Source organism: Aneurinibacillus thermoaerophilus (assembly GCF_900099925.1).
Lineage (GTDB): Bacteria > Bacillota > Bacilli > Aneurinibacillales > Aneurinibacillaceae > Aneurinibacillus > Aneurinibacillus thermoaerophilus.
On sequence record NZ_FNDE01000016.1, the window covers coordinates 23,797 to 35,857 of the forward strand.

The window sequence follows — 12,061 nt, forward strand, 5'->3', positions numbered from 1 at the left end:
TCCTTTGTTTATTGCGCTTCCTTTATCATTTGTCTCTCTTCTTCCGCTTTCTTATTTCTTGGCCTATTCAACTTTGTAAAATAATCTCTAGTAATTGCTCGCACTTCTCCGCTTAAGAACAAGACGGCGATAAGGTTCGGTACAACAATGAGCGCCAGTAGCAAATCAAGAAATTGCCAGATAAATTGCAGGCCGCCGACAGCGCCTACCATAATCGCACCGATATATACAAGGCGCATAATCTTAGAAAATGCGGTACCAAACAAATATTCCGCTTGCTTCTCACCATAATATACAATGACGATAACCGTTGAGATAACGAATAGGAACAGGACAATGGAAAGAAGCATATTGGCCAGCGAGGGACCAAAGATTTGTCCAAACGCTTCCGCCACCATAGAAGAAGCCTGCTCCGCTTTCAACGTTTTCCACGTTCCGGAGGTCAATACGATAAGCGCGGTCATCGTGCATATAATCATCGTATCTACGATAACTTCAAAAATGCCCCACATTCCCTGTTTGGCAGGGTGATCCGTCTTAGCGCTTGCGTGAGCGATAGGCGCTGTTCCCATTCCCGCTTCATTAGAATAAATGCCGCGTGCCAGGCCCCATCGGATAGCGGCAGCGATACCCGCACCCGCAAAACCACCCACGGCGGAAATCGGGATAAAAGCGTGCGTAAAAATTAGTGCAAACGCTTCCGGAATATGTTTTGCATTATAAATAAGCACAAGCAAAGCTCCAATTAAATAAATGGAAACCATAAGCGGCACAAGCTTTTCTGTAACTTGTCCAATTCTCCTAATCCCTCCGTATGTGGCTAACGTGACAACCGCCATCACCCCAATTCCCGTCGCCCATAACGGAACATCAAATGAGTTTTTTACCAGCGTAGAAATCGAATTGGTCTGCACCATCGTACTTGCGGCAATTTCCAGCATCAATCCGAAGGCGAACAACCAAGCGACAAATCGCCAGCGAAGCCCTTTTTCAATGTAATACATCGGACCGCCAACCCAATCGCCTTCTGCATTTTTTTGCCGGTACTTAACACCAAGCACGACTTCCGAATATTTCGTAGCCATACCGATAAACGATACAATCCACATCCAAAATACGGCACCCGGACCGCCAAGGACGATAGCAACCGGCACGCCGACAATATTCGCAGCTCCCACTGTAGAAGCCAAAGCGGACGTTGCGGCTTGAAATGGTGTCACTGAGCCTGGTTCATCGCTCTTCTTAAACATCTTTCCAAATGTTTGTCGCAGAATATGCGGCAAATAACGAATTTGAAAAAATCCTAAGCGAAACGTGAGAAAAAGCCCGCCGCACAGCAGCAACAAAATCATGGGTAGACCCCATATCCATTCCGTTACTGCCCCGATAATTTCCGTTACACTTTTCAAACAGTATCGCCCCTCTTTCCGTCTCTCTTGGTAAATAATAATATAATTACCAATTTAATATAATTTTTTATTGTCAATATAAAATTCAAGCAATAATAATGCCAAATTATGAATAAATATACTATGCAATAACAGGAAAACAGGAAAAATTTTTCAAAAAATATTTTACATTCATTTTTTTAATTTACTTACTTACTGTGATTATGCAAAATTATTTTTCTTATGAAAAAACTATTTACATTCGTTATATTATTTTGCACAAGAAAAATGCGCCTTCAAAAGGCGCAATGCAATTATACTGTATCGTGCTGCGGGGGGCGGCTATTCTTTTTTCTCAAACAGGCTTACATACTGGCCGTATCCTTCTTTCACCAACTCTTCTTTGGGGATAAACCGAAGCGCGGCAGAATTAATGCAATAACGTAATCCCGTAGGCGCAGGGCCGTCATCAAATACATGGCCCAAGTGCGAATCAGCGCCTTTACTCCGCACTTCGGTGCGAATCATAAAGTGACTGTAATCCGGCTTTTCGACGATATTTTCTTCATGTAGCGGTTTTGTAAAACTCGGCCAGCCGCAACCGGAATCGAATTTATCAAGCGAACTGAACAGCGGCTCTCCAGATACGATATCCACATAGATGCCCTCCCGCTTGTTGTCCCAGTATTCATTGCGGAATGGCGGCTCTGTGCCGTTGTTCTGGGTAACTTCATACTGCATCGGAGTTAACCGCTTCTTTAACAGGTCTTTATCCCGCTCTTTGCTCCAGTGCTTCTCGATAAACGCTTCACGTCCAGAACCGCGGCGATACATTTTGTAGTGCAACGGATTTTTCTTATGGTAATTTTGATGGTATTCCTCCGCCGGATAGAATGTCGAAGCCGGAAGAATTTTCGTTACGATCGGCTTATCAAAGCGGCCGCTTTCTTCCAACGCTTTTCTAGATGCTTCCGCTTTCCTTCTTTGTTCTTCGTTATGATAAAAGATGGCGGTCTGGTACGACTGTCCCCGGTCGTAGAACTGGCCGCCCGGATCGGTCGGATCAATCTGGCGCCAGTAAATATCCAACAGTTTCTCATACGGAAATACATCTGGTTCAAACGTAATTTGCACCGCTTCATAGTGTCCGGTTGTATCGGAACATACCTCTTCATATGTCGGATTTTCCTTATGCCCGCCTGTATAGCCAGATACAACTTTGATAATGCCAGGCATTTCTTCAAATGGCGATACCATGCACCAAAAACAACCACCTGCGAACGTCGCAAGTTCGTAACGTTTCTCGTCCGTATTGCTACTCATACGATTTATCACCTCATTCGCTGATATCCATGTTTGAAAAACGGAGGTTCTTCTGCGCCATGTTCAATTCTTTTTTTCTCTTTTTATAATAAGCCAAGGGTGCTGCTTTCAAAAGCGAGGCAGACTCTGAAATGCGCTACCGTCAGTCTTTTTGAACTTTCACATAACAAGTACGACGGCGTGGGCCGTCAAATTCGCAGAAATAAATACCTTGCCATGTGCCGAGTATTAGATTTCCGTCCGCCACCAGCACAGTCTGCGACGCCCCCATCGTGCTCGCTTTCAAATGAGAAGCAGAATTGCCTTCCGCATGCCGATACTTTGAATGTTCCCACGGATATACTTCATCAAGGCGCATCAGCATGTCATGCACCACATCCGGGTCTGCATTTTCATTAATTGTAATTCCCGCTGTCGTATGTGGACAATATACGATCACCATTCCGTCACGTACATTTTCTTGTTCGATAATCTTACGTACCCGATCCGTAATTTCAATAAATTGATCACGCTGTGACGTTCTCAATTCAAGTTTATGTACCATATTTTTCACCCCTTCAAATTAACATCTTTAAAAAAACTTTAACTGGCGTGGGCCTAACCAATCGTATTCTACCCCAAGAAGCTCCATCAGTTCTTTCGCATTATCGGCAGCATCGCCGCCGGAATTATTATTGAATATGACACAAATTTCCTTCGTTTGCTTTTGCAGCAATTCCAGTTTTTCTTTCCATTCCTTTAGCTCTTCCGTGCTATAACGGTACAAATATCGCACCTCCCGCCAATTCGGTTGTCCGCTACTATGCCAACCCGCCGCATTGCGGCCATGAAATCGCACAATTGTTACATTCCTGTCTGTAGCATGCAACACAGTCGGAACCGAACCAACGCCTGCCTGCGGCTCGTCACAGATACTATGAATCCAGCCGTCCTTCTCCATAAATGCGAGCGTTCGCTCCCGCATTTTCGGCGCAAACCAACTTTGGTGCCTGAACTCAAGCGCTACCGGAATATCTTCCATCTTATCTTTGGTATACCGGAGAATATCCACATTTTTGCGGGTACAATCAAACCATGGAGGGTATTGGAACAGTACCGCTTTTAATTTACCTGCTTCCCTTAACGGCACAATCGAATTTTTAAACGCGTCAAACATTTCACCGATGCTTTCAAACGGATTCTCACCCCTTAAATGTCCAGTCATCCCCTGGTACGCCTTTACGATAAAAGAGAACCCCTGAGGCGTATCTTCCGCCCATTTTACATAGTTCTTAACTGGTTGCACAGCATAAAATGAACTGTCCACTTCTACAATCGGAAAATGAGTACTGTATACCTTCAGCTTATCCCGACTCAATATTTTCTGAACGTATAAATGATCATGATCCCCCCAACCGGTTAAGCCAATCAAAATCATCGCTTATGTTCGTACTCCCTTCATAAAACTCAATGTTTGCCTTATTCCTTCTTCATAGGAAGTTTTCGGCAATGGCCCGATATGTTTCTCATATTTTGCACCCGATAAAACAACCGGCTCTTCCGTTAAATACATCATTTCTCTTACTTCCCACATCATCCTGCTAAATAAACCGGCCAATGTTATCATTCCTCTGCCAATCGTGCCGACCTTCCGGCTATAGCCAGTTATCTCTTTCACAATAGAAATAATTTCGCGTCCAGAAATCACACCGTACCCTGGAATATTCCAGTTTTGCCCGTAAGCATCTTCCCTGAGCGCCAGTTCTACCGTTGCTTTCGCTCCATCCGGAGTGAAAATATATTCTCTCTTTACGTTCTGATTTCCTACAAATGCAGCCTTTTTTCCAGCAACCATTGACTCCAGCGTATAGGAAAGGAGAGTGTTGGTAGCATTCGGACCATAAAAATCAGGAAAATGAACGATTAACGCCGGAATTCCCTGACGATGCGCGTCCTTCGCCATGTGATCGATTTGCAGGCGAATGTTGCCTTTTTTCGTATGCGGTCGCTTCGGATATTCTTCAGTAATCGGTTGACCGTTTCCTCGGCCATATGCATAAATATTGTCAATCAGTACGATTTTTGAGCAGTTAGCAGCAGCTGCTTCCACGACATTTCGCATAATGGTAGGGTGTCCTTTTTCCCACTCATGATACGGAACACTCACTGTGTGAAAGATTACTTCAACTCCTCTCCCCGCTTCTTTAACATCTTCCACCTGATACACATCTCCTGACATAATCGTAACTTGTTCCATATGTCCGAACAGCTTTTCTAACTTTTCCCTTGTTCTTGCAAAAGCTACCGTTTCAATTCCCCGAGCCACCAATTCATGGACGAGCGCGTACCCCATTCCGCCTGAAGCTCCTAATACAAGCGCTTTTTTCATAAATTAGCCTCCTTTTATTGACCACTGTTCAATTATTGTTAAAAAACAATCCCAAGCCTTTGAGCAAAAAACCGACATGCGCTTTCGCCATCGTTTCTACATCAGCAAACGTCTGACCTGACCTGCAATAATGGGAAACAAAACCGTGCAATGACAAAAACAACGACCAAATCTTGGTGCTATCCGCACGGCCATCACTCAGCTTATGCACTAAATCCGCAAATTTATTGTAGCTTATCGTCGGTTCCTGACACAGATAATGATTCACTTCATCATCTTTTATCAAAAACATAATTTCATAATGGCTCTGATGGGTAAATCCGAACTCGATAAAACCAAGCAATACTTCCTCTAGCTTCTCCAGAGAATGGCCTGGCTTTCTCATGATCGTCTCTAGCTTCTTATCAAGCAAAGAAAAATACTCTCTTACAAGCGCATAAAAAAGTTCAGCCTTATTCTGAAAATGATAATAAATCGAACCGTGGCTATAGCCTAGTTCTCTTGCAATTTGCCGCATGGAAACGTTCCGGTACCCATGCGTAACGAACAATTCCCTTGCCACGTCTAAAATTCGTTCTCTTGTCAATTCCTGTTCGACCGCTTTTCTGGCTGCCAAATGATCACCCCACCATTAATTGACCACTGTTTAATTATATAAAAAACATACCATCTTTCCCCTCAATCCTCAAGATTTTAATAGAGATTCAGGGCAAAAAGCGCGAATTTTGTGCGCTAAGCCACCTTCAGACTAAAACATTGCCGAAAACGTCTATTTTCCACAGATAAACCTGCAAAACAGTCGTGGAACAAGACAACTGTTATATTGTTATCTTGTATTGTTATACTTTTATTATGTAATATAAATTCAAAATACACATAACACTTTTACAAGTTATGCCTTTTCCCGCAGATTTTGAACAAGCGGGAAACATTATAGAACATCCTTTTATTTATACAGATTTAAGGGGGATATCCATAACATGAATATGTACAAAGCTTTAACCATAGCCGGTTCCGACACAAGCGGCGGCGCTGGCATGCAAGCCGATCTAAAAACATTCCAGGAGCGCGGCGTATACGGAATGACGGCTCTTACTGTTATCGTGGCGCAAGATCCGCATAACAATTGGTTTCATAATGTGTTTCCTATTGCTATTGAAACGCTGGAAGCACAGCTCGAGACCGTACTTGCTGGTATCGGCGTAGACGCGTTGAAAACAGGCATGCTCGGTTCTATCGATATTATCGAAATGGCAGCCAGCAAAATCGAAAAATACGCCATTAAAAATGTGGTCGTCGACCCAGTTATGGTATGTAAAGGCGCGGATGAAGCTTTGCATCCAGAAACAAATGAATGTCTGCGCGACGTGCTCGTGCCGAAGGCACTCGTTGTTACACCGAACTTGTTTGAAGCATGGCAACTAAGCGGCGTTGGTCCGATTAAAACCGTCGAGCAAATGAAAGAAGCAGCTGCTAAAATCCATGAGAAAGGCGCAAAATACGTAATTGTAAAAGGCGGTGGAAAACTCGAACACGAATCTGCCGTAGATGTACTGTACGACGGTAAAACATTCGAAATTCTAGAATCGGATCGTATTGGCACAACTTACACGCACGGTGCGGGATGCACATACTCCGCGGCCATTACCGCTGAGCTAGCAAAAGGCAAATCTCCGCGCGAAGCGATTGAAGTGGCTAAAGCATTCATTACGGAAGCGATCCGCCACTCATTCCCGCTGAATAAATACGTTGGGCCAACCAACCATGCTGGTTACCGCCTGTTCGGTCCTGGAAAGAACGAAAATCTACAAGAGCAGGTAGTTGCAACCAAATAGCACAAAAAAAGCCTTCGCTTGAAAAGACGAAGGCTTTTTTTGTGCTTGCAAAAATAAAAAATCTCTGTGCAACCAAAGCTGCACAGAGATATAAACACTAATAGAAATTATATTTCCCAAGTCCTGTGAAGCTTATGATTAAGCAAATTGAACTTGAGAGTTAAATGTCATAATCCAAATAGAGCCAGCTACAATTGTAACAACGAAAACAATGCCAAGCACTAACGCCATCACATTATATCTTGGCTTCTCTCCTTCTCTGATATGCATGAAGAAGAACAGCTGCACTGCAAATTGCAGAACCGCCATTACCATAATGGTCACGAAGAGTGCAGTCCGGCTCATCATATGATTGAGTACCAATACCAAAGGAATGATGGTTAATACAATCGATAAGATAAACCCGATAATATACGCTTTTGTTGAACCATGAGCCTCTTGCTGCGACATCTTACATCACCCCCAGCAGATAAACAACCGTAAAGAGGAAAATCCAAACAACATCAAGGAAGTGCCAATACAATCCAATAATCGTTACTTTTCGTTTGGTCACTTCATTAATTCCATAGCGGCCTAATTGGATCATAATCGCTACCATCCATATCAAACCGATGGAAACGTGAAGACCGTGCGTACCAACCAACGTAAAGAATGCTGAGAGAAAAGCGCTGGCTGAAATCGTCGCTCCCTCATGAGCCAGCTTAATAAACTCATCTATTTCTAAGCCTACAAACGCTAAACCCAATAATGCTGTAACGATCAACCAACCAATTAGACTCTTAAGCTTCCCTTTATGCATGGCTAATGTTGCCAAGCCACTCGTAAAGCTACTTGTTAACAGAATAAACGTTTCAGCAACAAACACTGGAACTTCAAACAATTCTTTGCCTGTCTGCCCAGGGTTTGCATGCGTGTACAATACGGCGTAAGTCGCAAACAAAGTACCGAACAAGAGGCAGTCCGTCACAAGGAAAATCCAGAATCCCAAAACTTTTAAGGACTCGTGATCCTCATGATGATGATGTTCATGATGGGATACTGCTTGTGCCATTATACAACCCTCCCTAACGATGCTTCGGTACGTTTCACTTCGTCAACCGGGATGTAGTAATCTGTGTCGTATTGGAAAGAACGGGCTAGCATGCAAAGACCTACGCCAAGCAAGCCGATAACAGCCATCGAAATCCAGACAAACGTAAGTTTCGTTTCACCGAACGTAATGTCAGTCGGAGCAAACGTAAAACCAAATCCAGCGATAAACCAGAAAACTGCCATCACAAATGGAATTCCGGAGTTTTTCGGCATATGAATTGGCTCAAGTTTCGGCTTTTCTTGTTTCGCCTTTCCTTGCTTCATTTCTTCCTTCATCCGCCACCATACATCTTTACCTGCTGCATGAGGAATTACGGCAAAATTGTAATGCGGTGCCGGAGACGGAATTGACCATTCCAGCGTACGTCCATCCCATGGGTCTCCTGTTACATCACGCTCACCATGTTTGATGCTGTAAATAATTTGCCATGCTTGGAAAATAAATCCGATACCCATTAAGAACGCGCCGATAGTAGACAACAGGTTAAGCGGTGCCCAACCTAAATCCCAGTTACCGTACGTATAAAGGCGTCGAGTCATACCCATAAAGCCTAATGCGTACTGCGGCATGAAACATACATAGAAACCAATATTCCAGAACCAGAACGCCCATTTTCCTAAGCGATCATTCAATTTGAAACCGAACATTTTCGGCCACCAGTAAATCAATCCAGCCACATAAGCGAAAACTACGCCACCAATCAATACTTGGTGGAAGTGGGCGATTAGGAAATAGCTGTTATGATATTGATAGTCCGCCGGAGCAACTGCCAGCATAACGCCTGTTGCACCACCAATAAGGAAGCACGGGATAAAAGCGATGGTCCACAGCATCGGCTGCTCCATCCGAATCCTTCCTCGGAACATTGTAAACAGCCAGTTAAATACTTTAACCCCTGTAGGAATAGCAATCGCCATTGTCGTGACCGCAAAGAAAGCATTAACGTTAGCACCGGCACCCATGGTAAAGAAGTGGTGAACCCATGTAAAGTAACCGAGAACACTAATAATCATCATGGCGAATACCATGGACGTATAACCAAAGATCGGCTTTCTTGAGAACGTACTTACAATTTCAGAGAAAATACCGAACGCCGGTAAGACAACGATATATACCTCAGGGTGTCCCCATATCCAGATGAGATTAATATACATCATCGGGTTACCGCCACCATCAATGGTGAAGAAGTGGGCACCCGCAAAACGGTCAATAAACAACAAGGCAAGAGTTACTGTCAGCACCGGGAACGCGAAAATGATCATGATACAACTAGCCATTACTGACCAAGTAAACAACGGCATATCCATCAATTTCATGCCCGGAGCACGCATTTTTAAAATGGTGACGATAAAGTTGATACCCGTCGCCAAACTACCGATACCGGAAATCTGAATACCCCAGATATAGAAGTTCTGACCCGGTCCCGGACTAAATTGATTTTCAGATAATGGCGGATAGCTAAGCCAGCCTGCATCCGCAGAACCGCCAATTACGAACGATATGTTAAAGAGCATTGCTCCCAAGAAGAACAGCCAGAAACTTACAGCGTTCAAGAACGGATACGCAACGTCACGCGCTCCGATTTGTAGCGGAACGACAATATTGAACAAACCGAACATAAACGGCATCGCCATGAATAAAATCATGATCGTTCCGTGTGTTGTAAAAATTTCATTGTAATGTTCGGAGTGTAGAAAAGGCATATTAGGGAACGCTAATTGTATGCGCATTAACAGGGCATCCACCCCGCCACGGAACAGCATCAATAACGACGCGATGATATACATAATACCGATTTTTTTATGGTCAACGGTTGTTAACCATTCGCGCCACAACCAGCCCCACTTCTTGAAATACGTAAGAACAAAGACAATAGCAAGAGTGGTGAGTACAATCGAAACGTCCGCACCATAAATTAATGGATCTCCCGTCACAAAGAACTGGGAGGCGAAGTTTTTGATATTCTCTAACATACGGTTTTCCCCCTTCCTTTGACTTTATTTGTCCGCCTTCATACCGGACATCTCATGTTGATTTGCTCCATGCTCCATATGCTGGTTTGCATCATGATTCATGTCACCATGATTCGTGTTCTGATTCATCTTCATATGGTGCTCATGTTGTTTATAATATTGGCCACCGTTTTTATCTACGATTTCTTTAAACAATTCCGGCGGGAAGGATGAGTAGAATTGCTTATCAGAAATACCTGGTTTTGCCAGCTCTTTATAACCATCTTTGGTTAAAGCAGGCGCTGTCTGTTTTACACTTTGTACCCATTTATCAAACTCTGCTTGCGATTTTGCAACGACTTTGAATTGCATATGAGCAAATCCTTCTCCTGTGAAGTTCGCACCCGATCCAAAATACTCGCCCGGTTCATTAGCCTTCAACGAAAGACCCATTGCCATTCCAGGCATCGTATATGTCTGTCCGCCTAACTGCGGAATCCAGAATGAGTTCATCGGGGCATCCGAAGTCACTACGAACTGAACAGGAACTCCTGTCGGAATCTCAATATAGTTGACTGTTGCAATCCCTTGTTCAGGATACTGGAACAACCATTTCCAATCCAGTGAAGTCACCTGAATCGTCAGCGGTTTAGTCTCAGGATCTTGAGGTTTGGCAAGTGCAAATGTGTCCCTTACCGTGAAAAAGCCCAAAATAGCGATGATAACAATAGGAATTCCCCACCAAACAATTTCAAGCGTCTTACTATCTACCCATTCCGGAGTATAAGGCGCTTTATTACCTGGCTTATCTCGATAACGCCAAACAACATACACGAGCATAGCCAGAACAGGAATGACGACAACAAGACACAAGATGATTGAGATAATAATTAATCGATATTGTGTTTCAGCAACCGGTCCTTTCGGATTCAGAACAATATAGTTCTCACACCCGGCTAACAACATTGTCGCCAAAGCTGCCATAATGAAGAATACAACCCGACGTAGCAGCTTTTGTTTCTTCACTTTGCTTCATCTCCTCTCTTACCCATCCGCCTGTTCTAACAGCAGAAATCCTTTCTGCTTCGTGAATTGAATCAAAAAAGAATAAGACCTATCAGTATCGTTTTTATAATATCAGAGGTACAAAAGATACGCGCAACGGTTCACTTAAAGTTCATCAATTCGTCACAATTTTATTCATAAAGTTTCCACATACTATGAATAAATTTACTATCCATCCACAAAATAGGAGTTAATATCCAAGAATCATCATAAATTGGCAACAATTTCATGATCTATTCTATAGAATTGTTGTATATTTTTCTCTCTATAAACATCGGCTCACGTTCACAAAACGATATAGAAAATTTAATGATTCATGTTTTTTTCACAATCTGTTGCAGACTTTTACTGTATCAATAGTAAAAAATAAGCTACAATAAAGCATAGACAAACAATAGTACTATAAAATGTAAAGTGACAAAGGGGTGATTTCGGTGAATTCTCATCAAGTAAAACAGCGTAATTATACGCCGGTCATTGTCACACTTACGATTGTAATTAATGCAATCGTTGCGATTTTGTATTTTATGCCGGAATATAAAGGATTAAGCGACGTTGATTTAACGTTTTTGCCGTTTTTAAACGCCGTATTAAACAGTTTTACGTTCGTTTTCCTCATTGCAGCCCTTGTATCGATTAAACAAAAAAATATTCAACGTCACCGCCGTTACATTTTTGCAGCGTTCACGACGACCACGCTCTTTTTGCTTTCATACGTAACGTATCATGCACTTACAGAGTCGACACCGTATGGCGGGGAAGGCATCTTACGTTTCATTTATTATTTCATTTTAATTACGCACATCGTATTATCTGCGGTCATCGTTCCGCTTGCGCTCATATCGACGGCGCGCGGATTAAATATGCAAGTCGAGAAACACCGTAAAATCGCACGCATAACAATGCCGATTTGGCTTTATGTTAGCTTTACCGGTGTACTTGTTTACATTATGATTTCACCATATTATTAAGAAAAATGCGGAAAGAAAGAAGCGGCATTACCTCTGTGGGGATGCCGCTTCTTTTTGATTTCTTTA

At 43.0% G+C, this 12,061-nt stretch carries 12 protein-coding genes; 2 read left to right on the forward strand and 10 right to left on the reverse strand.

The window, feature by feature from the left end; genetic code table 11:
- Window positions 1–8: 8 nt before the first annotated feature.
- The 6 genes from BLR88_RS09680 to BLR88_RS09705 form a co-directional block, all read right to left on the reverse strand.
- Window positions 9–1,409 (reverse strand): alanine/glycine:cation symporter family protein, encoded by a 1,401-nt coding sequence (locus BLR88_RS09680; protein ID WP_057897277.1) that lies wholly within the window; start codon window positions 1,407–1,409, stop codon window positions 9–11.
- A gap of 321 nt (window positions 1,410–1,730) precedes the next feature.
- Complete coding sequence (gene msrB, locus BLR88_RS09685) at window positions 1,731–2,711, reverse strand: peptide-methionine (R)-S-oxide reductase MsrB (protein WP_057897276.1); 981 nt, start codon at window positions 2,709–2,711, stop codon at window positions 1,731–1,733.
- Window positions 2,712–2,853: 142 nt separating this feature from the next.
- Window positions 2,854–3,255, reverse strand: a complete 402-nt coding sequence (locus tag BLR88_RS09690) for a secondary thiamine-phosphate synthase enzyme YjbQ (RefSeq protein ID WP_057897275.1) — start codon at window positions 3,253–3,255, stop codon at window positions 2,854–2,856.
- Window positions 3,256–3,282: 27 nt separating this feature from the next.
- Window positions 3,283–4,128, reverse strand: coding sequence for a DUF72 domain-containing protein (locus BLR88_RS09695; RefSeq protein ID WP_057897274.1), 846 nt, complete (start codon window positions 4,126–4,128; stop codon window positions 3,283–3,285).
- A 3-nt stretch (window positions 4,129–4,131) separates the two neighbouring features.
- Window positions 4,132–5,079, reverse strand: a complete 948-nt coding sequence (locus tag BLR88_RS09700) for an SDR family NAD(P)-dependent oxidoreductase (protein WP_057897273.1) — start codon at window positions 5,077–5,079, stop codon at window positions 4,132–4,134.
- Window positions 5,080–5,107: 28 nt separating this feature from the next.
- Window positions 5,108–5,695: a TetR/AcrR family transcriptional regulator gene (locus BLR88_RS09705; RefSeq protein WP_057897272.1), complete on the reverse strand. Its 588-nt coding sequence runs from the start codon at window positions 5,693–5,695 to the stop codon at window positions 5,108–5,110.
- Window positions 5,696–6,059: 364 nt separating this feature from the next.
- Here BLR88_RS09705 and pdxK point away from each other — a divergent pair, with 364 nt between their 5' ends.
- Window positions 6,060–6,914 carry a pyridoxine/pyridoxal/pyridoxamine kinase gene (gene pdxK, locus BLR88_RS09710; RefSeq protein WP_175493589.1) on the forward strand — a complete coding sequence of 285 codons (855 nt, stop codon included), beginning with the start codon at window positions 6,060–6,062 and terminating at the stop codon, window positions 6,912–6,914.
- 138 nt (window positions 6,915–7,052) lie between these two features.
- Here pdxK and cyoD read toward each other — a convergent pair whose 3' ends face one another.
- From cyoD to BLR88_RS09730, 4 genes are read right to left on the reverse strand one after another with little or no spacing between them, the layout of a single operon-like run.
- Window positions 7,053–7,364 (reverse strand): cytochrome o ubiquinol oxidase subunit IV, encoded by a 312-nt coding sequence (gene cyoD / locus BLR88_RS09715; protein ID WP_057897271.1) that lies wholly within the window; start codon window positions 7,362–7,364, stop codon window positions 7,053–7,055.
- A 1-nt stretch (window position 7,365) separates the two neighbouring features.
- Window positions 7,366–7,965, reverse strand: coding sequence for a cytochrome o ubiquinol oxidase subunit III (cyoC, locus tag BLR88_RS09720; protein WP_057897270.1), 600 nt, complete (start codon window positions 7,963–7,965; stop codon window positions 7,366–7,368).
- Complete coding sequence (gene qoxB, locus BLR88_RS09725; protein WP_057897269.1) at window positions 7,965–9,980, reverse strand: cytochrome aa3 quinol oxidase subunit I; 2,016 nt, start codon at window positions 9,978–9,980, stop codon at window positions 7,965–7,967. The genes cyoC and qoxB overlap by 1 nt, the downstream gene beginning before the upstream one ends.
- A 24-nt stretch (window positions 9,981–10,004) precedes the next feature.
- On the reverse strand, window positions 10,005–10,985 hold the full coding sequence (locus tag BLR88_RS09730) for a COX aromatic rich motif-containing protein (RefSeq protein WP_091260548.1): 981 nt from the start codon (window positions 10,983–10,985) through the stop codon (window positions 10,005–10,007).
- 473 nt (window positions 10,986–11,458) lie between these two features.
- On the opposite strand from BLR88_RS09730, the gene BLR88_RS09735 reads away from it, so the two are divergent.
- On the forward strand, window positions 11,459–11,995 hold the full coding sequence (locus tag BLR88_RS09735) for a DUF420 domain-containing protein (protein ID WP_057897268.1): 537 nt from the start codon (window positions 11,459–11,461) through the stop codon (window positions 11,993–11,995).
- Window positions 11,996–12,061 lie beyond the last annotated feature (66 nt).